Here is a 23,512-nt window from a genome sequence, read left to right on the forward strand (position 1 = left end):
GAAAACAAATGTTTGACAAGTATCAATCTCATTTTCAAGTATCTATCCCTAAAATACCTGGTGCGAAATATGCACACTTTATCGTCTTAAGAGAAACAGATTCTTATGCAGTATTTAAAACTGATGGAGAGTTAAATGTCGCACGGGTAAGAGCAGGTTTAAATAAAACTGATGTTATTACTCGCCTTGTCTTATTTAAGCGTAAACAAACTACCCCAGAACGTTTAACTGGGCGTGAATTATTACGTCGTTACGATATTTACGAACAAATTAAAACCCAATATGAACGGGTTACAACCAAAAAAGAAAAACAAATTGAGGGCTGTACTTACAATGGCGAACCTTGTGGCGGATGTCCAGACTGTGTAATTTATGGTTATGCAGTTGGTGAATCAGGATCGGAAAAATCAAAAGTATTTATCGACTCTGCGTATGCTATTCCCCCTTATGAAGACTCTCACGGGACATTTACTTTAAATGCTCCCTATGAAGATGGAACAATGACAAGCGGAACAAGTACAACTAACCGCTTTAGTGAACAAGATCACGTTCTTCCTGAAATTCCTTTTCCTAGTGTTGTCACATTACGCGATCCAAGCCCTAATACTTTTCTTTATGTCCTGAACAACATCTATCGTACTAAACGATATGGCGCACAAACAACCCGTACAGGACAACTGCGAAATCATTTAGTCGGCATTATTTTCGCTGATGGTGAAATCTTCAGTAATTTGCGCTTGACTCAAAAAATCTACGATCTATTAGATGGTAAAAATCCCCCTTATAGCGTCGAAGATATGAAAGAAAAAACAGAACAAAGTATTGAGGAACTCATTAAGCAAGATGGGGTTCTATACGAGTTAATCAAGGGAGACTCATTGCTATCTGTAGAAAATGAAGCTCAATCTATCCTCTCTGATGAAACTCAATTCAAAAATTGGTTAGGTTCTATCACCCAAGAAACCTTAGCTTATGCAGAAAGGGCAAAGGTACTTAAAAAGAAATAAGGAATTATGCACATCTACCAATTGTGTTTAACATTACAAGACCCTCTTTATTTTGCTACTCGTGAGTTAGGTCGTTTATACGCAACTGAAAATTACTTACATAATTATGCGTTGACCTATGCTTTAGGGTTAGCTAAGAGTTGTTACCACGATGCAGAACATATTCCCCACTATCAAGAAGATTTAGAACCTTTAAATAAAAGGGGAATATATGTAACTCCTGCTCGTCCTGTTAACTTTGCGTATGTCACCCATACTTATAAATGGGCTGACTTACGCTATCAAGTCAAAATGGAGCAAAGCAGCGTTAATTTGCCAACATTCGGGCGGATTAGAGAACTAGCACCAGAAAGTACTTTTGAGGCATACTTACTAGCTTCTGAACCAGTTAAATTACCTCAATGGATTCGTTTAGGTAAATGGATGAGTAAGGTTCAAGTAAAGATGAAAGAATTGCCAAAACATAAACAATCTGAGGGAATTTTCACTGTTGAGTTTCCTTTGAATCCTTTGGACACAATGTTTACCAATCAGTTGCTCAGTTACGATGTTGTGAATATGCCACCAGTAAGTTTAATTCGTAATGTGCAAATGAGAGGTAGATACTATCAATTTGATGAACTTAAAGGGCTAAAAATTCCAGTTAGTATGGAATATCGTTTTCAAGCATAAATATCAACTCTATGCCTCATAGTCTTGTCCTCAAACTTTTACCCACTTCACCCATCCAGCCTGGATATCTTACAGGTAAACACCTTCATGCCCTCTTTTTAACCTTAGTGAGTTCCGTAGATCGAGAATTAGGATCTCGCCTCCACGAGCAAAAAGCTGACAAAGCTTTCTCCCTCAGCCCCCTGCAAATAAGCACGCGCCCTAGTCGTAACCATAATCTGCAATGGGAACACAACAAACCTATCCCTGCTGGTACTCCCTGTTGGTGGCGCATCTCTCTATTGGATGATTCTTTGTTTGGGCATCTGACTCAACTCTGGTTAAATCTCAATCCCAGTCATCCCTGGCATTTAGGTTCTGCTGACTTGCAGATTACCAGTATTTTAGGTACTCCCCAATCAACTCAACCTTGGGTAAACTTTGCTAGTTATCCTCAATTATATGAGCAAGCTTCAGAAGAACAACGCCTAATAGATTTTGCTTTTTGTACCCCTACAGCTTTTCGGCAAACTCAGTTTGATACCGCTCTCCCGACTAAAGATTTAGTATTTAATAGTTTGTTAAGACGCTGGAATCAATACAGCAATATCGAGTTTGCACCAACATTAACCGAATCTATTTTTCCGAGCTTTTTTGATATTCACACAGAAATTATTACCGACTCCCGCAGTAAATTTATCGGTTGTGTTGGGATGCTCAGTTTTCGGATTTTGGGAGAAGTAGATTCTCAGATTATCAAGCGAATTAATACTCTGGCTGATTTTGCTCTTTATAGCGGTGTAGGTAGAAAAACACCGATGGGAATGGGAATGCTTAGGAGGTTAAATAAATGAATAGTGTTGATTACATTCAGATTTCTGCTCTTAATCAGTATAGTTATTGCCCTCACCGTTGCTGGCGGATGTTTTGTGCGGGAGAGTTTGTTGACAATAATTATACGATTGAGGGAACGAGTTTACACGATCGCGTCCACACTTTAGGAGAAGGACACCGCGATGAAACTTGGCAGGTACGCGCTATCTATCTGAAATCAGAACAATATCACTTAATTGGTAAATCTGATTTGATTGAAGAAATGGATGGTTGTTGTTATCCCGTTGAATACAAGCGCGGACATAAAGGCGAATTTGATAACGATGAAATGCAAGTTGTCGCTCAAGCTTTGTGTTTAGAGGAGATGACAAAACAGCCTGTTACTAAAGGTTATATCTATTATGCTCAATCGCATCAACGGCAACTTGTAGAAATTACAGATGAATTGAGGAAACAAGCGATCGCAACTATCCAAGCTGTTTCTACTTTATTAGAAACCGGAAAAATGCCGTCACCTAATTATAGCAAACGTTGTCAAGGATGTAGCCTTTACACCCAATGTTTGCCACAAGCTGCTACCAAAGTTAATCGTTATCAAGAAAATTAAAATGGAGCTAGAGATGGGAACTGTTTATATTAGCCAAGAAGATAGTTTCATTGGTAAAACTGATGAACGGCTGCAAGTTAAAGCAGAGAAGAAAACTTTGTTAGATGTACCGATGATTAAGATAGATGGCGTGGTAGTCATGGGTAGATCTACCATCTCTCCAGCAGCACTCATGGAGTTACTCAACCGCAAAATTCCCCTGACTTTTTTAACCAGAACAGGCAGTTATTTAGGACGCTTGGAACCACCACTAACCAAAAATATCTTTATTCGTTCCGCACAATGGAAAACTAGGGAAAATGCTGCGAAAGTAACTCACGTTGTCCGAGGTTTTGTGCGGGGTAAGTTAAAGAATTATCGCAATAGTTTACTACGCGCACAAAGAGAGTATGAAAGTCTTAATTTTCAAAATGCCATTACGCGATTAGATCAACTATTGCGCCGATCAATAAAACTGAAAGTGTTGATTCATTGCGAGGATTAGAAGGTGCGGGAAGTGCGGCATATTTTGGTAGTTTTGAAAAATTAATTCGTGCTGAAGGTTTTACTTTTGAAGCGCGTCGCCGCCGTCCTCCTACTGATGCGATTAATTCTTTATTAAGTTTTGGTTATTCTTTGCTGGCGCACGATATCGAAAGTGCAGTTAATATTGTGGGATTTGATCCTTATTTAGGTTATCTGCATACAGAAAGATATGGGCGACCTTCTTTAGCTTTAGATTTAATGGAAGAATTTCGACCTTTAGTAGTTGATGCTGTAGTATTGTCGGTAGTAAATAAGCGATCGCTTGTTCCCTCGGATTTTACCGCAGAACCTATTAGTGGTGCAGTTTATCTTTCAGAGGAAGGACGGCGGACATTTTTACGGATGTACGAGCAAAAGAAACAAACTAAATTTAAACATCCAGTGCTACAAAAACAATGCACTTATCAAGAAGCATTTGAAATTCAAGCACGATTATTAGGAAAATATTTAATGGATGAAACTGAACTTTATCCGCCATTAGTTTTAAAATAGAATAGATAATTTAACTATGCACGTTGTAGTAGCTTACGATATTTCGGAAGACAAACGGCGTACTAAAATCCATAGTATTTTGAAGTCTTACGGACAATGGATGCAGTTTAGCTTGTTTGAATGTAATTTGACTGATACTCAATATGCCAAACTGCGATCGCGTTTGAGTAAAATGATTAAGGCTGACGATAGCATTTTGTTCTACTTCCTGTGTGCTTGCTGTCAAACTAAAGTAGAGCGAATTGGCGGTGAGCAAGTACGCGATGAAACTATTTTCTTTGCTTAATGCGCGAAATGGTAGGTGTTGGGGTTGGGTATTGCTAAAAAAGTAGCTCAAAGCTTTATATAGTAAGGGTTGAACCTGAATGAGACTGTTGATCCGATTCGCGCAATCTCCCAACCTCTGACTCAGACTGATGTTTCTGCTATATATATAGATGTGGTTATGCGATCGCTAAAGCCTAAGATGTTATAATGACTGAAGGTTAGCGAATTTGTACCTTGAAAACTTCATACAATCATCGTTTTGGGCGACCGCAGCGAAAATAGCTAATAATCCCTTTTAGGGATTGAAACAATTTTTTCGTCAGTGGTGGGAATGGTCTATTTATTTGCGAAAATAGCTAATAATCCCTTTTAGGGATTGAAACAAAGACCTAATTCCTTATTAACCGCCTTGCGAAGGCGAAAATAGCTAATAATCCCTTTTAGGGATTGAAACTTTTCAATAGCTGACCCATCAGGATTAATAGTTTTGCGAAAATAGCTAATAATCCCTTTTAGGGATTGAAACTTAAAGAACCATCAGGATTAGTAGTTTTTACAGGCGAAAATAGCTAATAATCCCTTTTAGGGATTGAAACCAGACTATAACCATAGGAAGCTTGAAAATCAACAATTTGATTACAGCCGCGAAAATAGCTAATAATCCCTTTTAGGGATTGAAACGGATATTTTGACTATTAGTAGGTGCCCAAAGATTGCGAAAATAGCTAATAATCCCTTTTAGGGATTGAAACACGGGAATGGCAGCAGAAGCGGCGGCGAGCGAAGCGCGAAAATAGCTAATAATCCCTTTTAGGGATTGAAACAGAAATCCACTAGGATTATATTTTTTAATAGTATAAGCGAAAATAGCTAATAATCCCTTTTAGGGATTGAAACAATTCGTAGCGGTCTAAGTTCTGAATCAACCTAGGCGAAAATAGCTAATAATCCCTTTTAGGGATTGAAACAACAAATCAACTGGTGTGGGTTAGGCTACTATTTGCGAAAATAGCTAATAATCCCTTTTAGGGATTGAAACCCTTAATAGTCAAGGTGTAGAGTCTCTGGGGTTACGCGAAAATAGCTAATAATCCCTTTTAGGGATTGAAACAGGATTCGTAACACCGATGATATTAAGTACGTTGGCGAAAATAGCTAATAATCCCTTTTAGGGATTGAAACCTTGGCTACTATGGCGTGGGAACTTCAGTTGGCGAGCGAAAATAGCTAATAATCCCTTTTAGGGATTGAAACGTTAGGGGTTTTTTCTCATGAATTATTCCTTTTTTGCGAAAATTACTAATAATCCCTTTTAGGGATTGAAACGATTATGTTGATGGAGAACTGGTAATCAGGTGTGGTTAAAATTGCTGAGTTTTTATTGATAAACTACACCATAAAATATAAACTAAAGGTGCTAATACTCAAAAAGTACTAGCTCCCAACAAGAATAAAATCTAACAGCATTGCTATTAAATTTTAGCCAATTACTATAACTAAGTAAACTTTTATATAATATCTTTCATTTACCTCACATTTTAACTAATTTCTTCTATTTCTAACGCTTCAATTGCCTGTAAACCACGAGCATCACCTAATTTTAATAGTGCTGCTTTGGCATCTTCACGAACACCGAGATCTTGATCCTCTTCCAAAACTTGAATCAGGGCATCAACAGCAGTTGCGTAAACAACATTGGAAGGTAATTCTCGGCATAATTGTCCAATCGACCAAGCACAATTACTACGAACACCAGCAACAGGATCTTGCACTAACGCCTCAATTAAAGGGGGAATTGAGGCAACAACGGCTTCATATCCTAAATCAGCCATTTGAGCTAGAGAACTAGCAGCCCAAAGGCGTACCGCAGAGATATCCGTTTTGAGGGCGTGAGTTAGAGGAGTTAAAGAACGGCGATCGCGACAATTACCCAAAGCCCAGACAACACCTTTGCGGACATAGCCATTCCAGTCACGGTTTAGTTGAGCAATTAACTGCTCCACTGCTGTTGTACTGGGGTTGCGTCCTAAAGCATAGGCTGCGCTCACTCGCACTAATGGGCAAGCGTCTGTCAACAGGCTAATTAGACGAGGGATAGCGCGGTTATCCTGTAACTCACAAAAAGCTCTAGCTGCCAGCATCCTTTGCGGCGTTGCGGCTGAATCTAACAGTGCCAGCATTGCTTCAGGATCAATCTGTGGAGCTTCCGTTTCCGCATCAATAGGTTCTAGCTGATCGAGGGGACTTTCGAGTTCAGCATCAGGATCGAGTAGGGTTAGGTCTTCATCATTGTACATATCTGATAAATTACCTTATTCAACCCGATTCCAGCATTTTAATCATGAGCATATCTACAAAAAATCCTATTTTTAGTTAAGAAAACTAACATTCAGGGCGTGTTTGTCTGATTATAAAAGGGAATTTGGTATATTACCGACACTGAGAGCTTGATTGTATAAGTCTCATGGAGCGCAGATGTGACAGAATATTTAGAATCTTATCGACGGATGGCTCGTGCTATCCGATTTGTACCCCCACTGGCGCGAAACCAGGAGTATCACAGACAAATACATGATTTGGTGCCGCCAGCAGTGGTGGTCAATTCAGTATCAAAAAATATTTTACCTGATACTACAGAAACACCTGCTCTAGGACCAGCCCCCGACCCTTCAGAACACATTGCGGCTCTGGTACGAGATGCTGTATCAAAGCCAACCGTTATGCCTGTCATTTATGCGATTCCTGAAAATATTGGCGATCGCATCAGTCGCATGGCTCCCCCTAAGCCATTAAATCAGGTAGTTTTTGCCCCGAAACTTCCCGAACCTGACCCCAACTGGATCGCGGCTCAGAAAGTTGCACAGTCGCCTCCTGCCTTAGAGGAAAATACTCAGGTAGAGGATAGCCCTGCTTCAGCAATTACTTCAAGCTCGGTAGTTGCCCCTCCGCCTGAAGTACAACAGGAAATGCCAGCGATAGAAACACCGGAATCTACTGTACTGGAGACAGATAATCAAGTAGAGGAGACACCACCAACCCCTAAACCAGCCTTAGAAGCGCCTCCAGCAGAGGAAACACCCGTTCAGGCTGAATTGCCTAGTAGCTCCGAAACAGAGGCGATCGCACCTGGTGTAGCCACAGAAACGCCGTCTTTAGAGGAGATACCCTCTCAGGAACCAGCATTAGAAAATTCCACATCAAACGAAAATGTAGAGCAAACACCATATCTAGCAGCAGAAACCTTCACAACAGAAGCGCCTCCAGCAGAGGAAACAGAGATTCATCCTACTGAGCCAGAGGCATCTGTACCAGAGACAGCACCTCTAGAGCAAAATGCTACTGAGGAAAATTCTACCGAAGTAACACCAGCTATTAGCTTAGAATCAACAGCTTCGGCTCCTGTAGCGCCAGAAACGTCTGTATTGGAAGAAATACCCTCTCAGGCTTTAGAAGTTGAACACTCTACTGAAGCAGAGGTATTGCCTCAAATAGAGACACCTGCGCCCGTAGAATCACTACAGGTTTCATCGCCAAGTGACGGAACCGAGACAAACTTAGAAAGCCTTAGTTCTAGTTCCCTAGAGGTAACATCTCCAGAGTCCTCACTACAGCCGACTATCCCAGATAGTAAAGAGGAAACACAGGTTAAATGTCCTGCGTGTGATTCTACTGAACTGAGAAAAAATGGTCATCGTAAAGATAAGCAAAGGTATATTTGCAAAGATTGCGGTAAGCAGTTTGTAGAGCCTGATACTTTAGCTGCAAAAAATCACCCAAGTAGTAATAAATCTGCTACCAAAACGGCTGAAGCTAAGGAAAATAAATCTGTTACGGGTGTTAGCGATCGCGCATCCAAATCTAGTTCAAATCAAGGTAAAACCAATAAGAAATCTAAAGGGTTTGGTACTAGAAAAAACAAAAAATAGCAGTAATGCTGGTGATTAGTTATTTGTCACCTTCAAGCTTACCTTAACCGCACTCATTACTTAATAGCTAATAGCTATTTGCTAACTGCCATTCTGCTATTTGCTTAAAGGTTTTACCATCCAAAGTGACTGAGTTTGATAACCAAGTTTGTGATAAAGATTGACAGCAGGTGTATTGATTTCAAACACCTGCAACCCAATTTGGCGATCGCCTTTTGACTTAGCCCAGTTTTCTGCATGGCGCATCAAAGCCGAACCGATCCCTCTCCGGCGGTGATTGGGATTAACATAAAGTAAAAAAATGTGGGAAAAGCGATCGCCCTGCACCTGATCTACGGCATTACCCAACCACAAACAAGCGATCGCAGGAACAGCAGAAACCTTTCTAATTAACCCCCCCTGCTCATTGGAGATTGAGGGGGTTTCCTGTTCTTCACTACCCAAAAATTCTACCAACCACAACGGCGTTTCTTGAGAAAAGTATCTTTCAACTGTTACAGCTAAATGGGAAAAATCTTGCTGCTCCAGAAAAAGTTCCTGGTAAGTTAATTGCATGAACTTTACCAGTAGTGCTTTGTCTTTTCCTGATCCTCTCCGTTGTTGGTAATTATTTAGTAATAAATCTGTCACTTTTGTTATTAGTTAAAAGTTAACAGTAATCAACAAAAGTAATTAATTTATCACCGATTACTGATACCTGGTCACTGTTCACCGATTCAATTGGTGCTGGTGCTGCCATATCTTGCGGTATAAAACTACGAATGCTTACAGCTACTAGAGCTACCAGAAAAACCAATAAAATCAAAAAGGGGGCAATATACTGACGTAAAAAAGCCATAATTCTTTGTTAAAAAACTCTAAGTGATTCTAGAATTGAGCTTGAAATTCCTAGTTTTGATCGTTTATTCCTGAGTTTGGTATCGCCATAGGTTGACCGTTCCAAGGGGCAACAACAGGCAAAAGCAACAATCCAGGTATAGCTAATACTACAGTAATCAAAAAGAATGAAGGCCAGCCTGTTGCTTTAGCTAACTGACCTGCTGGAGCAGAAAGGATATCTCTACTGATAGCTACTAAGCTAGAGAATAATGCAAATTGAGTAGTTGTAAAACGGTGGTTACAAAGACTCATTAAAAATGCAACTGTAACAACTGTAACTAATCCAGCACAGAAATTTTCAATATTAATTGCTACAACAAGAAGAGAATCATTTTTACCAGTAACGGCTAAGGCATAGTAACCAAAGTTACTGACTAATTGCAGAATACCAAATATCCAAAGACAGCGATTTATACCTAGTTTAGTTAGAATTGCGCCACCAGCTAATACTCCCACAGTAGTCGCCAGAAAACCCATGCCTCCTTGAATTGCTCCTATTTGAGTTTTAGTAAAATTTATGGCGATCAAAAATGGATTAGCCATGTTTCCTACCAAAGCGTCGCCAAGTTTGTAGAGTAATATAAAAACAAGAATCAAGCTGCCTTTAGGCAAACCAAATCTTTGAAAAAACTCTTGAAATGGCATAACTACGGCATCTTGCAAAGATTGGGGTGGTCTATCTGATAAAACATTTTCTAAGTTACGTTTCGGTAACAAAAAAGATGTGATTAGCCAGACTACAATCAAGCTTGCTACTACCCAATAAAACACATTCAAGGGAATGAAGCTTGTAAAAACGCCCGCTAGTAAGCCTACTACTAATGCAACTATAATTATCAGGAAAATTATATCTTTTAGAGATAGTGGTGAGCGATTTTGCAAATCTTCACCTGCTGCTGGTGGAGCCCAAAAAGATGTAATTAATCCTACTGCCATGAAAGCTGCCATTAACAAATAAACAACATTCCAAGGCATATAATCGGCTAAAATTAAAGCCAGGAAACTTGTTGCTAACAAGGCAACACGATAGCCTAGTACCCAAATTGATGCGCCTGCTTCTAGTTCATTTGGTTTTAATACATCGGTACGATAGGCATCACCTGCAATGTCCTGAGTTGCACTCAAAAAAGTAATAATTAAGGCATTAATTGCTAACAGTTGTAGTACTTGTACATCTTGGGCTGGTTTTTGCAATGCCATAGCTGCGATCGCTAATAACAACCCAACCTGAGTAACGACTAGCCAACCCCGCCTGCGTCCTAGAAAAGGCGGCGCAAACCGATCCAATAAAGGCGACCAGGCAAATTTGAGTGAATAGGGCAAAGATACGATCGCAAATAACCCAATTACTCCCAAATCTACTTTTTCTTCTGTCATCCAAACTTGCAGGGTTCTACTCGTTAAAAATAACGGTAAACCCGAAGAAAAACCTAGTAATGATAAAGCAGCCATTTTACGGCTTTGAAAAGCTTGCAGCAATGATTGAGTTGCTTTCATTCGGCAAAATGGCTCCTTTTCATATTTAATTATTCATTTGAACTTATTCTTTCACACTGAAAACACTTGACAAAGTGCTTCTCAATGTTACTGTCGCTTGGGTGTTGATTTTAGCACTGAATCGTAACCACGCCAAACACCTACTAAAATCCCTTGTACTTCCACTTGGTTAGCCATTACTTTAATCGGATCGTACTTGGGATTAGACGGTTTGAGAGTAATTGTCTCTCCATGACGGTGATAGCGTTTTAAAGTTGTGCCGTGTGCTTCAACTCGCGCCGCTACGATAGTGCCATTTTTAACTCTTTCTGGTTCTGGTACGGGTCGCATGATCACCATATCGCCTTCGGCAATTTGGTCATCGATCATGCTGTCGCCAACTACCCGTAGAGCAAAATAATCTGGCTGACGGAATACTTGAGAAAAATCTATATGATCTACTACGTCGGTGAATGGTTCAACTAAACCACCAGCAGCAATTGTTCCTAAGACTGGTACTCCATTAGCGCCACGAATAATCCGAAGCGTGCGTGCTTTACCTTCTGTCCAGTTAATATATCCTTTAATGCGTAAATGTTCTAGGCGGCTTTGAATTGGTGCTGGTGATTTTAAGTTCATTGCCAGCATCATCTGCCTGATTGAAGGTGCGTGTTGATGCTGGCTAATGTAATCTACTAGCCAATCATAAAGTTTTTGTTGAGCGTCTGTCAGGGGTTCCATAGAGCTATAAATCCTTAGTTATTCTTAGCTATCAGTTTTCCTTGTGTTAGGAGAAAATTTGAGGATGAGTTTTTATGCTTTGTGGGTTAAAGGTTGGCAAATTTTTCTCTCCCCTATCAATTTGATCTCCTAACTAAATACTGATTACTACTATCTATAGAACATTCGTACTATTAATGACAGCTATTTGTCTAGTGGTAATTATCTCAACAGAATGCGTGAGCTTTAGCTAAAAGTGTCTGTATTGCAAGCGTTTTGCTTCTTTAAACTTCTTGCCAAATTCCTGGTTTTACCCCTCCCCAACCCTCCCCTTATTAAGGGGAGGGAGAAAGAATTGAGTTTTTGACCTCTCCCCCCTCCCCCCCCCCTCCTCTCTCCTCCCTCTAATTAATCTGCCCCTAAAAGGCTAACCAGCAATGCTTTTTGGGCGTGCATTCTATTTTCGGCTTGATCCCAAATTCGTGACTGTTTCCCTTCCATTACGCCGTCGGTGATTTCTTCTCCTCGATGAGCGGGTAAACAGTGAAGTACAATTGCGTCTGAATTGGCACTGCTTAATAGTTGTTCATTAACTTGGTAAGGTTGAAAAATAGGAATGCGATCGCCAGCCTGATCTTCTTGCCCCATACTTGCCCAAACATCGGTATAAATTACAGAAGCTCCTTTAACTGCGGCTTGAGCATCTTGAGTAATAATTACTTCTGTACCCTTAATAGCAGCAATTTCTTCTGCTTGCTGCACAATTTGCTGATTTGGCTGAAATTTATCTGGGGTGGCGATTCTAACATTCATTCCCACTAAAGCACACCCTAACAGCAGCGAGTGGGCAACATTATTGCCATCGCCTAAATAAGTTAATGTCAGATTTTCCAGTGAACCAAAGGATTCCTGAACAGTTAATAAATCTGCCAAAATTTGACAAGGATGCTCTAAATCTGTTAAAGCGTTAATAATGGGAATCTGAGCATAATTGGCAAAAGTCTGTAAATCCTCCGGCTCAAATGTCCGAATTGCTAGAATATCAAGATAGCGATCTAATACTCGTGCTGTATCTGCCAAAGGTTCCCCTCGGCTTACCTGGGTAACGTTTGGATTGAGATCGATTACTTGACCGCCTAATTGGTACATCGCTACAGTAAAACTGACACGAGTTCGGGTAGAAGCTTTATAAAACAATAGTCCCAGCACCTTATTACACCGCAGGTTAACTGCACCAGATTTCAGCTTTGCTGCTAGATCTAATAGTTCGTGGATTTCATCAGTGGTTAAGTCTGCCAAACTTAATAAATCTCGTCCTTTTAATACTTCCATGCTTTTACCCAAGAACTAAATTTCAATGCAAATAAGAGAGATTGTCACTTAAGTAACTAGAAAAGGTAAAGACAGAATAAAACATTTATGCCTTTTGAGCTTTTACTTTTTCACGATTCCTCAGTTAAAGTAACAAATTACTATTCCTAATTTTCCAAGTAAAGACGCGCTGTTTTCAGGTCAAGACGTGCTACAGCACGTCTCTACATTTATAGTGTGACCATCTTAGTCACTGGAATATATGACCTATGACCTAAGACGCTTAAAACCTCTTAGGTGATTAAATCCCCTATTAGCTTTAACTACTGACATGATCGCTACTGAAACTAGATCTCCTCGGTGGGCGCGGCTGATTCCTAAGCTTAATCCGCCTACTATGCCACTAAAAGCTAAATTAGGAATTGTACTGCTAAATTTAGGCTGTTTAATACTTCCAGGCGTAGCATCCAAGCCTGTTTTAAGTGCTGAAAAGCTCTATGTCACTTATGGACCGCTTGATTTTTCTTTGCCTGTTTCTGCATTGGAAGCGTATGCCAGGGAAGGTAAAATTGAACCCGAATTTGCTTTCTACACTCGGTTTTTTGATCAAAAACAGCTTGAGCAATTACGCCGTGTACTCGTGAGGCGAGCGAAAATAAGTCCGGTAAGAATTTCCCAGATTCTATATTCGCCTACTGGAGAAATTTTGCTGGGACGAATTGGGGAGGTAGTTCAAACTAAAGCTAATCAACCAGGTTTTTATGCGATTCGGGCAGCGATGATTCAGGCTGCTGCTTCTCCCGAAGGTTTGACACCGTTAAATGTCCTGAAAAAGTTTCCCACTTATGGGATTAGGATTAATACGGAGCGAGGGTTTCAGGTTATTGATGAGTTAAATAACCTGATTGGTGAATCTCAAAACGCGATCGCAGCAATTGAACAAGTTGCTACAACTGAAGCATCCGCCCAATCCCTAGTAGATTTCTCTGGGTTACCAGATATTAGGAAACCAGGATCATTTACCTGGAAAAAGCAAACAATTAATTTGAATGACATTCGTCGTCGGCGCATTTTTCCAGTAGATATTTATTTACCCCAAGGTCCCAATCAGCGCCCTCTACCTGTGGTAGTAATTTCTCATGGATTGGGAGATGATCGTGAGACATTTGGGTATTTAGCACAACATTTAGCTTCCTACGGATTTGCTGTTGCTGTACCAGAACATTCTGGTAGCAATACCAAGAGAATAGAATCTGTACTTAGTGGTTTTTCTAGATCTTTGGTTGTTCCTAGCGAGTTGGTTGATAGACCAATAGATATTAAGTATTTATTGGATCAATTGGATAGATTGTTTCCAAAACAGTTAAATTTGCAACAAGTTGGTGTTGCTGGTCAGTCTTTTGGAGGCTACACCAGTTTAGCTTTAGCTGGCGCGAAGCTGAATTTTGAGCAACTGCAAAAAGATTGCGCCAACTCGCAAGATTCTTTAAATGTATCTTTAATACTGCAATGTAGCGGGCTGGTGTTACCACCAAATAATTATCAGTTGCAGGATGAACGAGTTAAAGCTGTGAGCGCAATTAACCCTGTTTCTAGCAGTTTGTTTGGAGAAAGTCAAATCAGCCAAATTAAAATTCCGACGATGATTGTTTCTGGTAGTGCTGATACAGTCACTCCAGCTTTTTCAGAACAGATTAAACCTTTTACTTGGCTAACTACTCCTGAGAAATTTTTAGTATTACTGAAAGGAGGCACTCATTTTTCGGTTTTGAAGGAATCAGAAGGCGTTGTACCCTTACCTGCTCAAGCACTTGGCCCTGACCCAAAGATTGCTTATGAATATATGAAGGCGTTAAATTTAGCTTTTTTCAAAACTTATATAGCTGGAGAGTTACCATATAAAGCTTACTTGAATGCTGGTTATGCTCAATTGATTAGTCAATATCAAATTCCTTTAAATCTTGTGCAAAATATCACTCCACAACAGCTAACCGAAGGGGATGCTCAACCTACACCAGCATCATCCCCAGAAGCATCTCCTTCCCCCTCTCCCTCTCCCTCACTTTCACCTACGCCTTAATGAACCGCAGGGGCAAATAAGCGCTTTTGAGGTTTTTTAACACACTAAATACATAAGTTAAATATATGCGATCGCAGACTAAATTTCTTAGCTTCCTTATCTTTAGCCTAGTAGTTACTGCCAGCTATACCTTACCCGCAGCAGCAAATTCTTCTGGCGATACAAATTTTATTGGAGGTAGCAATAACGCCATCCAAAATCAACCGCTTCAAGCAACTCAGTTATTTAAGCAAGGAGTTGAGCAATATCGCAGCCATCAATATCAAGATGCCTTAAATACTTATCAACAAGTGCTAAAAATTTATCGAGAAGTTGGCGATGAAGCTGGAGAGTCAAGAACACTCCACAACCTGGGGATAATTTCTTTCTATCTCAAAGAACCCGCACAAGCAATAGAGTTGTTGCAGCAATCATTAAACATTCGTGAAAAAATTAATGACAAAGTAGGAACAGCGCGTTCCCTTGATAACATTCGTAAAATTAAAATGTTACAGACTCAGACTATGGTATCACCATCAAGTGAAATCAGTTTGATTTTTGATGAAGATGACAAACCTGCTTTGCGTTCATTAGACTCATCTACTGGTGATAAAAATATCATCCCTGAGTCTAACGATCCTGTTACACCGCCAAGCGATGAAAAGGAGGTATTATTTATCTGGTAAGTAGCTGGGCAGAAATCAACGTAACTTTCCGCCTAGTCATCGGTCATTGATAATTGTTAATTAATAATTAATAATTGTTAATTGTTAATTGTTAATTGTTAATTGTTAATTATGATGGCTAATTCTGAGTGGTTAGAAATTGGGACAATTGTTGCGCCTCAAGGTTTAAACGGCGAGATGCGGGTTTATCCTACTTCTGACTTTCCTGAAAGGTTTGAGGAACCAGGAACACGCTGGCTGTTAAAACCAGGGGAAACTGAACCTCAACCAATTGAATTGTTGGGGGGTTATTATCTTGCTGGAAAAAATTTATATGTAGTGGAATTAGCTGGAATAGAGGATCGTAGCCAAGTCGAGGAGTTACGAGGTTATCAATTAATGGTACCAGAGAGCGATCGCCCTACGCTGGCAGAAGACGAATATCACATTATAGATTTGGTTGGTGCAGAAGTATTTAACCAGCTTACAGGGGAAAATTTAGGGGTAGTAGTCTCTGTTATCTCAGCAGGGAACGATTTGTTGGAAGTGAAGCGACATCAAACATCAGCATCTACTTCACAATCTGATAGCAAACAAAAATCAGCTAAGACAGTGTTAATTCCATTTGTAAAAGAAATTGTCCCTGTAGTAGATATCATACAAAAACGAATTGAAATTAATCCTCCCCCTGGCTTATTAGATTTGGCATAGGAATCAATTATCAATTGACCAATGAGCATAAGTCGATAAATTTTGTACTTCATCTGCGTAGCCTACGGCGATCGCACAGCTATCTTGAATGGAGCCAGAGGACTCCCACTACACCCGTAGGGTTAGTGGCGAGATGAATGGCGACCAAACTATATAAATTGAGCGAAGCGAATCCTTATTCCGGTGTCGCTTGTTGCTCGACATATTTTTTTAATTGTTCAATTGTAGCACCTCCACAACTAGCTACAAAATAAGAACCAGTCCAGAAATAGGGTTTGTTATAGAAATATTTTGAGGCTAACCAGGGATATTCTTTACGGATTAATCTGCTGCTAACTGTTTTTAAGTTCCCGATTAATGTGGATAATGGTATATCTGGCTTATAGTCAATCAACAAATGAACATGATCTGACTCTCCCTTAAATTCTAGTAGTTCTGATTCCCACTTATTTAAGGTTTGTTTTAAGATTTCTAGAGAGCCGTGTTAAGATTTCGGCATTAATTGCACATCTACGATATTTTACCACGAGAACAACGTGAGCGTTAAGTTTGTAAACAGACCTAAAACCGTGATGATATGAGGTTGACATCTTTAAGCGTCAAGTGTTAATATATAGATAAGTTTAGCTCAAAAGAACTGATGTTAGACGTACTCAAGGTGAGAATTTATCCAAATAAGGGGCAGCAACAAGCATTAGCCAAAAGCTTTGGTTGTTCTAGATTTGTATTTAATTATTACCTGAACAAAACTAACACTCAGTATGAAGAAACGGGTAAGGGTATGAGCTATTACGACATGGCTAAAGACCTTACTCAACTCAAAAAGCTATCTGATTATGAATGGTTAACAGAAGTAACTGCTGCTACATTACAACAAACACTTAAAAACTTAGAATCAGCTTTTAAGAACTTTTTTAGTAAAAGAGCAAGATTCCCTAAGTTTAAAAGTAAACATAGAAAGCAATCAATTCGTTATCCTGAAAGCTGTTCAATTAAAAATGGTGGTTTAAAACTTCCAAAACTTGGCATTGTTAAAGCAAACATTTCAAAAAGTATTAACGGTAAAATTAAGTCTGTAACTGTTTCTCAAACCAGTACAGATAAATATTTTGCTGCAATTTTATTTGAAACTGATGATTTAACAACTAACAAGAAAGGGAAAATCACAAGCATTGACTTAGGTTTAAGTAATTTAGTTACTACTTTTGATGGAAAAGATTTTGATAAAGTTGATCCGATTAAACCTACCAGGAAATATGCTAAACGTTTAAGACGTAGACAACAAGCATTATCCAGAAAGAAAAAAGGGTCTTTAAATCGTCAGAAACAGGTTAAGAGAGTTGCTAGAGTTCACGAAAAAATAGCGAAAACAAGACAAGATTTTCTCCATAAGCTCTCAAGAAAATTAGTAGACGAAAACCAAGTCATTATAGCTGAGAACCTTTGTATTAAAGGATTAGCACGTACCAAACTAGCGAAATCAATATTAGATGCTGGTTGGGGAATGTTGCTTAATTTTATCAGCCATAAACTAGATAGAGAGGGAGCAATATTTGTTCAAGTTGACAGATTCTTTCCTAGTAGCAAGCTTTGTAATAGTTGTAAAGTTAAGAACAATTCATTAAATCTCAGTATTCGTGAATGGGTTTGTCCTGAATGTAAAACTCACCACGATAGGGATGAAAATGCAACACAAAATCTTAGGGAAGAGGGCATAAGAATTCTGTTAACAAATACCGTAGGACATACGGAAATTCAAGCTTGTGGAGAAACTGTAAGACTTAATGGTGCTTGCATCAAAGAGCAAGTTTCAGTGAAGCAAGAATCTCCCGTCACAGCGCAAGCTTGACGGGGGAGTGTCAAAGCCTTCACCAACGCTATTGACAGTATGACGACGTTCCTTACAGACTCCGCTGACATTGCCAGAATTCATTTCTCTTCAAGGCTGAATTTGAAGCAGCGTAGCGAATTGTGTCAGTTTTTGACTCCAGCCCCAGTTGCCCGTTTTATGGCAAAACAATTTAGCAATTTATCGGGTCATGTCAGTCTTCTAGATCCTGGGGCAGGAGTTGGGGTGTTAACTGCTGCCTTTGTAGAGCAATTATTGGCAAATCCTAATCAGGTTGAGAGTTGCTTCATAACAGCGTATGAAGTTGAATCAACCTTTCTCTCATCTCTAAAACAATGCCTGACAGAGTGTTGTACAGTTTTAGAATACAGAGGAATTAAAGCAAATTATTGTTTATACAACAAAAGCTTTATAGAAGCTGCTACCGAAAAAAAATCGCCGTTTTTTACTGCTTCTTATACCAGTTTTACTCACGCGGTTCTTAATCCGCCCTATAAGAAAATTAATAGTAAATCAATTGAAAAGGAAATTCTTTTAAGCCTTGGAATTGAAACTGTTAATTTATATAGCGCATTTGTTTGGATTACTATGTTGCAGCTTATTGATGATGGAGAGATAGTTGCCATCACACCCAGAAGTTTTTGTAATGGTACTTATTTTCGTCCTTTCCGTAAAGCTTTTTTAGGAAATATGAAACTGTCAAAACTTCATATTTTTAAGAGCCGTACAGCCACCTTTTCAGAAGATAAAATATTACAAGAAAATATTATTTTTCATGCTGTTAAAACAAAAAATAAGCCCGACAATATAGAAATTACCAATATTTCCGAGAATGAGTTAGAGGGATTTTCCGAATTTAGATGTGTTCCTTACAGGGAAGTTATTGAAAGCAATGATTCAGAGATGTTTATTCATATCGTTACCAACTCTCTTGAAGATTCTTTGAGATTGCAAATGGATAAATTCTCATCCACATTAGAAGAACTTGGTTTAGAAGTATCGACAGGTCCAGTTGTAGATTTTCGCCTTAAATCAGCTTTGAGAAATTGCTTAAATGAGCAAAGTGTTCCACTGCTTTACCCTGAATCTATCAAAGCAGGTGAAATTTTGTTCCCACCTAGCAATCCTCGTAAGCCGATCGCGATTGAACAAAATCAGGAAACAGCAAAGTGGTTAGTTCAACCAGGTTGGTATGTTTTAATAAAACGCTTTTCTGCCAAAGAAGAGAAGCGTCGCATTTCTGCTGCTGTATGTTCCCCTATAGATGCACCAGCACTAGGTATAGAGAATCACCTTAATTACTACCATGCTAAAGGTAAAGGGATCAATCCCGACCTTGCACGAGGTTTAGCGGCATTCCTCAATTCAACCTTGTTTGATAGTTATTTCCGTCAGTTTAATGGGCATACACAGGTCAATGCCACAGATTTGCGTAGAGTTAAGTACCCTTGTAAAAATGAATTAATCGAGTTAGGAAGCCAAATTGGTGACTCTTTTTTTGACCAATTACAAATTGATACAGTGGTACATAAAACTTTGTCGATTATGAGCGAAGCAACCAGAGCAGTTCAGGCTAGTAAACGGATTGAGGAGGCACTTGCTATTCTTAAAGATATTTCTGCTCCAAGGGAGCAGCAGAACGAACGCTCGGCACTTTGCTTGCTCGCATTGGCAGACATTCAACCTGAAACCCCTTGGAGACAAGCGACAGCACCAAGAGGTAGAATTACTGAAATGATGGATTGGTTTCGCGATCGCTACGGTAAACAATATGCACCAAATACACGCGAAACAGTCCGACGAAAAACGATGCACCAGTTTGTGCAGATGGGTATAGTTGTTGAGAATCCAGATCAACCAGAGCGACCAATTAATAGTCCCAAGTGGTGTTATCAGCTTCATCAACAAGCATTGTCACTTTTGAAATCCTATGGTTCTGCACAGTGGGAAGAGGCTCGCCGAAATTATGCTGTTTCAGTCACAAATTTATTGCAGGACAGAAATCGAAACATACCGTTGATTCCCATAAGTTTGCCTGATGGTCAAGCAATTCAACTTTCATCAGGTGGACAAAATATATTGATCAAAGACATTCTGGAAAGCTTCTGTCCTAGATTCACACCTGGAGGTGTAGTTTTGTATGTAGGTGATGCTGGAGATAAATTTATTATTAATGAAAGTCAGAAGTTCCGAGAAATGGGGGTTGAGTTAGATCCTCACGGTAAAATGCCAGACGTTGTAGTTCACTATACACCCCAAGACTGGCTTGTATTGATAGAAGCTGTCACCAGTCATGGTCCAGTTAATTTAAAACGCCACAATGAATTAAAGCAACTTTTTGAGTCGAGCCGTAAGGGGCTAGTTTTTGTTACTGCTTTCCCAAGCCGTAAGGAAATGACTCGGTATCTTGCTGAGATTTCTTGGGAAACAGAAGTTTGGGTGGCGGATCAGCCCGATCATATGATTCATTTCAATGGCGAGAGATTTCTGGGACCCTATGAAAGTGAATACTTGTAGCTGTCGCTGATCTCGTCGATGTTGCGATTTTTAAGTACTGTTTACTATCACTGAGCAGATATATTTATTTTTGAGATTGCAGACTTTTGCTCATTGATCTATTAATTTTTACCCACGATTATTTATCTAGCAAAAGCAACTGCTGGTTGGGGTCTAGTGTGGCGTGGTAGTTGCTGTGACAAGATAATTGGCACTTCTTGACGACAAGATGTGCATACCCAATACAAACCGTTTTGGCGGACATGACGCAGTAATAAGCCACTACACATAATACAAGTTTGTGGCTCTGCGTTTAGTGCTGCTTTAAATTGCTGGCGTTTATTTATAGTTTTGGCAGCATCACAGTTGGAAATCTCGCACTCATTATCTGGGTGGGTAGATTTTTGTTCAGCGTCTTTAAGAGTTTTCCAAATGCTGGCTATCATAGGTTTACCTATTAAATGTGGTCGATGCATTAACTGGGCAACGTTTTTAGCGTTAAAGAATTTTGAAGAAAATTTTTCTTTTAAAATTCTTGAATTAGAGAAATCTTGATGTAAAGTTTTGTTGCTCACTGATTGATTCAAATCAAAATTTTATTAAGGAATGTTGCTAATTAATTGGTAGGTTTTGTTGTAACAAAACTTTATCTAATTGATTTCCTAAACTCTTTGTTTATTCATACTATCTCAAGTTTTCGTTTTGATCCCCAAAATTACTGTACCTCTAAAGATGTATCTTTATTTTTAGTCAATATCTAGTAGTAATTAACCATATAAATTCACGATATAGGAAGCTTTAAAGCCCCTATGTGATGCAAATCACACAATAGTTATTTGCTTTAGGAAAAATAGATGGAAACAGCGCCCGCATTGCTTTTAATGGATTTATTACAATTGTTAACGACGCTGTATCAATGAACACATTCCTATTATTGAACTGTTAAGTTATTTGTTACATGATTGAGCGTTGATACTGCTGTAATAGTTGCGGAATGTAATCATATCCATCAACACCAATTACAGAAATAATTTGAGGACGTTGTTGCTGTAACAATTTATGAAAAGCTTCAACTCCCATCTGCCCTTGTAAGACGGTAATTAATCCGGCTGGTTGCCGCCATTCTTTAGCTGCAATTTGTTCTAAAAGATACATTCCTAAACAACCAGCTAATACAGCTTTATCTATGTTTTTGAAGTTATATAAAGCTTCAGCTAGATAAGCTAAACTCAGCCCTTGTAGGTATAAATCACCTGAAAATTGAGCAGCTTGCAGACTAGCTTCTAAATAAGCGATCGCATCTTGTGGTTGTTCTAAAATTACGTTGGCAATACCTAAGCTACTCAGACACAAAGCTTTACTTTGGCTATCACCTAATTTTTCTGATAATTTCAGACCTTGTTCTAAGTAGTTAATCGCACTCTCGTAAACTTCAGGTTCGATTTGTTCGAGTTGTTGCGCTTGGAACACTTCGCTATATCCCAAGTTAGCTAAGGCATTCGCTTCTCCTAATTTATCCCCAGTTTGACGAGCGAGAATTAATGCCCGTTGGCTATAATTAATTGCTTCAGCATAATTTTTTTGACCGACACAGATGCGGCTAAGATGGTTGAAGCTGGCAATTTCACAAATGCGATCGCCTGCTGTACGGGCAATCTCTAAAGCTTCTTGATGAAAAGCTATTGCTTGGTCGTATCTACCTTGAGTGCGGAATGAATAACCGACTAAAGTTAAAATTCGCGCCTTTTCCGTCGTACCCGCAACTCGTCGTAGTGGTTCATCTAAATAATTAAGTGCGTCTTTTAAATAGTTCCCCGCAAAGGAAGCAAAAATACCACCATATAAAGGAAAATATGATCGCTGCGAAAAAGCGCGGAGAATTTGCATGGTTAACTGAAAGCAAGCATCCGCGTATAAGGTAAATCTACCGCCGTAGTTAAAACCGCTAGCTAATTGCGACCATACGACGGAAAACGTCAGAAAGATAGAAATGGATAACTTAGATCCAACTTGGGAATCATAAACAAGTTTGTCAAACCACTCTACTAACCCACGCTGCAAGCATTGTAAAACTACAGTTAATTCAACCCAGGCGCTAAGTTCTACACTATTTTGATTAGCTGCAAATTCTACCAGCGATTGATTGCTCGCGAGGGTGTGAAATACACTCTGGGGTAATGAACTATTTACCTGTTTCGCCCACAACGCCCAAGGACCACTTTGTTCAGGAGTACCACCAAATCCTAATGAACCGCGATTTCCTTCGTATATCCAGCTAACTAAATCGCCTTGCAAGCGTTGCCAGGAATTTATTCCGCGAGTAAGTCCAGTAGCAATTTCCGCGACTTGTTGCAAATCGCTATCTGGGTTGGTTGCTACTTGTTGCTGCAATGCTGTTGCTAACTGCTGTAACTGTTCTAAAGTTAAAACTTGTTGCTGGTTAGGATCTATGATCCGCAGTACTGTAGTGAGGCGATGGGGTGGTTCAGCAGTGATTATTTGTTGTACTGCTTGGGCGATCGCACTCCCAATTCTGTTATCCTTTTGCCAGCGTTGCCATTCTCCCTCAATCGTCTTCAGCGCCCGTAAACGTCTGGTAGCTGTTGCGGGCTGTAAGTTATTATCTACCTCATGTTGGGTAGAAGTCAGGCGTTCATCTAGACAACGTTCAAAAATTTCCCCAGTACCAACGCTGATATCTTTTACCAGCATTTGATAAACCTGTTCTTTAGAACGAATTTGCCCTTTGAGGGTAATTTGAACAATTTCGTCTATTAATTGTAGATAGCGATCGCGCAATGAAGTCGAGTCTGACATAGGTGTTAAAATCAGTTCAATTTCTAGTATCGCTTTCCTTCGATCAAGCGGTATAACGGTTAACCGTAAGCTTTTTGGCTAGGAATCTTAGCTTAAAGCTTCATTGAAAATCTGCTTATTTCCCGAAAATTTTTGCAACAATCAAATATTATTATGTAATCACATCTCCCAAAAGTAACTGGACGACATGATCGCAGCGTTTAAACTAGCTTTATACAAA

Annotated in this window: 19 protein-coding genes, 2 pseudogenes and 1 CRISPR repeat array; of the genes and pseudogenes, 12 read left to right on the top strand and 9 right to left on the bottom strand. The window is 39.4% G+C overall.

Annotated features, from left to right (window positions below; translation table 11 throughout):
* Positions 1 to 8: 8 nt before the first annotated feature.
* The 6 genes and pseudogenes from cas7d to cas2 all read left to right on the top strand — a co-directional run bounded on the left by cas7d (position 9) and on the right by cas2 (position 4,402).
* Complete coding sequence (cas7d, locus tag CRI9333_RS04205; protein WP_015201918.1) at positions 9 to 1,007, top strand: type I-D CRISPR-associated protein Cas7/Csc2; 999 nt, start codon at positions 9 to 11, stop codon at positions 1,005 to 1,007.
* A 3-nt stretch (positions 1,008 to 1,010) separates the two neighbouring features.
* Complete coding sequence (gene cas5d, locus CRI9333_RS04210) at positions 1,011 to 1,679, top strand: type I-D CRISPR-associated protein Cas5/Csc1 (protein ID WP_041225933.1); 669 nt, start codon at positions 1,011 to 1,013, stop codon at positions 1,677 to 1,679.
* 11 nt (positions 1,680 to 1,690) lie between these two features.
* Positions 1,691 to 2,512, top strand: a complete 822-nt coding sequence (gene cas6, locus CRI9333_RS04215) for a CRISPR-associated endoribonuclease Cas6 (protein ID WP_015201920.1) — start codon at positions 1,691 to 1,693, stop codon at positions 2,510 to 2,512.
* Positions 2,509 to 3,099, top strand: a complete 591-nt coding sequence (gene cas4 / locus CRI9333_RS04220) for a CRISPR-associated protein Cas4 (RefSeq protein ID WP_015201921.1) — start codon at positions 2,509 to 2,511, stop codon at positions 3,097 to 3,099. The genes cas6 and cas4 overlap by 4 nt, the downstream gene beginning before the upstream one ends.
* Positions 3,100 to 3,112: 13 nt before the next feature.
* Positions 3,113 to 4,116: pseudogene (cas1d, locus tag CRI9333_RS04225) on the top strand (type I-D CRISPR-associated endonuclease Cas1d).
* Between the two features lie 16 nt (positions 4,117 to 4,132).
* A complete protein-coding gene (cas2, locus tag CRI9333_RS04230) occupies positions 4,133 to 4,402 on the top strand; it encodes a CRISPR-associated endonuclease Cas2 (RefSeq protein ID WP_015201922.1) in 270 nt (89 codons plus the stop codon).
* A gap of 253 nt (positions 4,403 to 4,655) precedes the next feature.
* A CRISPR array of direct repeats spans positions 4,656 to 5,709; the repeat unit is 37 nt; unit sequence GCGAAAATAGCTAATAATCCCTTTTAGGGATTGAAAC.
* Positions 5,710 to 5,921: 212 nt separating this feature from the next.
* On the opposite strand, the gene CRI9333_RS04235 is transcribed toward cas2, so the two are convergent.
* Positions 5,922 to 6,680, bottom strand: coding sequence for a HEAT repeat domain-containing protein (locus tag CRI9333_RS04235; protein WP_015201923.1), 759 nt, complete (start codon positions 6,678 to 6,680; stop codon positions 5,922 to 5,924).
* Between the two features lie 180 nt (positions 6,681 to 6,860).
* Between CRI9333_RS04235 and CRI9333_RS04240 the strand changes: the two genes are divergently transcribed.
* Positions 6,861 to 8,309 carry an IS1/IS1595 family N-terminal zinc-binding domain-containing protein gene (locus CRI9333_RS04240; protein WP_015201924.1) on the top strand — a complete coding sequence of 483 codons (1,449 nt, stop codon included), beginning with the start codon at positions 6,861 to 6,863 and terminating at the stop codon, positions 8,307 to 8,309.
* A 96-nt stretch (positions 8,310 to 8,405) separates the two neighbouring features.
* Here the strand turns inward: CRI9333_RS04240 and CRI9333_RS04245 are convergent, their stop codons facing one another.
* The 5 genes from CRI9333_RS04245 to argF form a co-directional block, all read right to left on the bottom strand.
* Positions 8,406 to 8,939 carry a GNAT family N-acetyltransferase gene (locus CRI9333_RS04245; protein ID WP_015201925.1) on the bottom strand — a complete coding sequence of 178 codons (534 nt, stop codon included), beginning with the start codon at positions 8,937 to 8,939 and terminating at the stop codon, positions 8,406 to 8,408.
* Between the two features lie 19 nt (positions 8,940 to 8,958).
* Entirely contained in the window at positions 8,959 to 9,147 is a 189-nt protein-coding gene (locus CRI9333_RS04250; protein ID WP_015201926.1) for a hypothetical protein, read from the bottom strand.
* Positions 9,148 to 9,197: 50 nt separating this feature from the next.
* Positions 9,198 to 10,685, bottom strand: a complete 1,488-nt coding sequence (locus CRI9333_RS04255) for an AmpG family muropeptide MFS transporter (RefSeq protein WP_015201927.1) — start codon at positions 10,683 to 10,685, stop codon at positions 9,198 to 9,200.
* 87 nt (positions 10,686 to 10,772) lie between these two features.
* Positions 10,773 to 11,405 carry a transcriptional repressor LexA gene (gene lexA, locus CRI9333_RS04260; RefSeq protein ID WP_015201928.1) on the bottom strand — a complete coding sequence of 211 codons (633 nt, stop codon included), beginning with the start codon at positions 11,403 to 11,405 and terminating at the stop codon, positions 10,773 to 10,775.
* 387 nt (positions 11,406 to 11,792) lie between these two features.
* A complete protein-coding gene (argF, locus tag CRI9333_RS04265; RefSeq protein ID WP_015201929.1) occupies positions 11,793 to 12,716 on the bottom strand; it encodes an ornithine carbamoyltransferase in 924 nt (307 codons plus the stop codon).
* A gap of 310 nt (positions 12,717 to 13,026) precedes the next feature.
* Between argF and CRI9333_RS04270 the strand changes: the two genes are divergently transcribed.
* From CRI9333_RS04270 to rimM, 3 genes are all read left to right on the top strand, one after another.
* A complete protein-coding gene (locus CRI9333_RS04270) occupies positions 13,027 to 14,775 on the top strand; it encodes an alpha/beta hydrolase (RefSeq protein WP_015201930.1) in 1,749 nt (582 codons plus the stop codon).
* Positions 14,776 to 14,840: 65 nt separating this feature from the next.
* Entirely contained in the window at positions 14,841 to 15,440 is a 600-nt protein-coding gene (locus tag CRI9333_RS04275; protein ID WP_015201931.1) for a tetratricopeptide repeat protein, read from the top strand.
* Positions 15,441 to 15,551: 111 nt separating this feature from the next.
* Complete coding sequence (gene rimM / locus CRI9333_RS04280) at positions 15,552 to 16,130, top strand: ribosome maturation factor RimM (RefSeq protein ID WP_015201932.1); 579 nt, start codon at positions 15,552 to 15,554, stop codon at positions 16,128 to 16,130.
* 175 nt (positions 16,131 to 16,305) lie between these two features.
* Here rimM and tnpA read toward each other — a convergent pair.
* Positions 16,306 to 16,720: pseudogene (tnpA, locus tag CRI9333_RS04285) on the bottom strand (IS200/IS605 family transposase).
* 50 nt (positions 16,721 to 16,770) lie between these two features.
* Here tnpA and CRI9333_RS04290 point away from each other — a divergent pair.
* Together CRI9333_RS04290 and CRI9333_RS04295 are read left to right on the top strand one after the other, a co-directional pair.
* Positions 16,771 to 17,979, top strand: a complete 1,209-nt coding sequence (locus tag CRI9333_RS04290) for an RNA-guided endonuclease InsQ/TnpB family protein (protein ID WP_015201933.1) — start codon at positions 16,771 to 16,773, stop codon at positions 17,977 to 17,979.
* 39 nt (positions 17,980 to 18,018) lie between these two features.
* The gene (locus CRI9333_RS04295; protein WP_041225935.1) at positions 18,019 to 20,496 is read left to right on the top strand and encodes a BsuBI/PstI family type II restriction endonuclease; all 2,478 of its coding nucleotides are present in this window, start codon (positions 18,019 to 18,021) and stop codon (positions 20,494 to 20,496) included.
* 122 nt (positions 20,497 to 20,618) lie between these two features.
* Here CRI9333_RS04295 and CRI9333_RS04300 read toward each other — a convergent pair whose 3' ends face one another.
* Positions 20,619 to 20,921 carry a hypothetical protein gene (locus CRI9333_RS04300; protein ID WP_157462268.1) on the bottom strand — a complete coding sequence of 101 codons (303 nt, stop codon included), beginning with the start codon at positions 20,919 to 20,921 and terminating at the stop codon, positions 20,619 to 20,621.
* Between the two features lie 508 nt (positions 20,922 to 21,429).
* On the bottom strand, positions 21,430 to 23,292 hold the full coding sequence (locus tag CRI9333_RS04305; RefSeq protein WP_015201936.1) for a tetratricopeptide repeat protein: 1,863 nt from the start codon (positions 23,290 to 23,292) through the stop codon (positions 21,430 to 21,432).
* Positions 23,293 to 23,512 lie beyond the last annotated feature (220 nt).

The sequence above is a fragment of the Crinalium epipsammum PCC 9333 genome (assembly GCF_000317495.1).
Taxonomy (GTDB): Bacteria; Cyanobacteriota; Cyanobacteriia; order Cyanobacteriales; family PCC-9333; genus Crinalium; species Crinalium epipsammum.

What these genes read in the sequence shown, in the direction of transcription:
- CRI9333_RS04275 (WP_015201931.1), top strand. Translation starts at nt 14,841, where the DNA reads ATGCGATCGCAGACTAAATTTCTTAGCTTCCTTATCTTTAGCCTAGTA.
- CRI9333_RS04300 (WP_157462268.1), bottom strand. Translation starts at nt 20,921, where the DNA reads ATGATAGCCAGCATTTGGAAAACTCTTAAAGACGCTGAACAAAAATCT.
- CRI9333_RS04305 (WP_015201936.1), bottom strand. Translation starts at nt 23,292, where the DNA reads ATGTCAGACTCGACTTCATTGCGCGATCGCTATCTACAATTAATAGAC.
- CRI9333_RS04295 (WP_041225935.1), top strand. Translation starts at nt 18,019, where the DNA reads ATGACGACGTTCCTTACAGACTCCGCTGACATTGCCAGAATTCATTTC.
- cas7d (WP_015201918.1), top strand. Translation starts at nt 9, where the DNA reads ATGTTTGACAAGTATCAATCTCATTTTCAAGTATCTATCCCTAAAATA.
- CRI9333_RS04250 (WP_015201926.1), bottom strand. Translation starts at nt 9,147, where the DNA reads ATGGCTTTTTTACGTCAGTATATTGCCCCCTTTTTGATTTTATTGGTT.
- CRI9333_RS04255 (WP_015201927.1), bottom strand. Translation starts at nt 10,685, where the DNA reads ATGAAAGCAACTCAATCATTGCTGCAAGCTTTTCAAAGCCGTAAAATG.
- argF (WP_015201929.1), bottom strand. Translation starts at nt 12,716, where the DNA reads ATGGAAGTATTAAAAGGACGAGATTTATTAAGTTTGGCAGACTTAACC.
- cas4 (WP_015201921.1), top strand. Translation starts at nt 2,509, where the DNA reads ATGAATAGTGTTGATTACATTCAGATTTCTGCTCTTAATCAGTATAGT.
- cas2 (WP_015201922.1), top strand. Translation starts at nt 4,133, where the DNA reads ATGCACGTTGTAGTAGCTTACGATATTTCGGAAGACAAACGGCGTACT.
- CRI9333_RS04235 (WP_015201923.1), bottom strand. Translation starts at nt 6,680, where the DNA reads ATGTACAATGATGAAGACCTAACCCTACTCGATCCTGATGCTGAACTC.
- CRI9333_RS04290 (WP_015201933.1), top strand. Translation starts at nt 16,771, where the DNA reads ATGTTAGACGTACTCAAGGTGAGAATTTATCCAAATAAGGGGCAGCAA.
- CRI9333_RS04270 (WP_015201930.1), top strand. Translation starts at nt 13,027, where the DNA reads ATGATCGCTACTGAAACTAGATCTCCTCGGTGGGCGCGGCTGATTCCT.
- cas6 (WP_015201920.1), top strand. Translation starts at nt 1,691, where the DNA reads ATGCCTCATAGTCTTGTCCTCAAACTTTTACCCACTTCACCCATCCAG.
- rimM (WP_015201932.1), top strand. Translation starts at nt 15,552, where the DNA reads ATGATGGCTAATTCTGAGTGGTTAGAAATTGGGACAATTGTTGCGCCT.
- lexA (WP_015201928.1), bottom strand. Translation starts at nt 11,405, where the DNA reads ATGGAACCCCTGACAGACGCTCAACAAAAACTTTATGATTGGCTAGTA.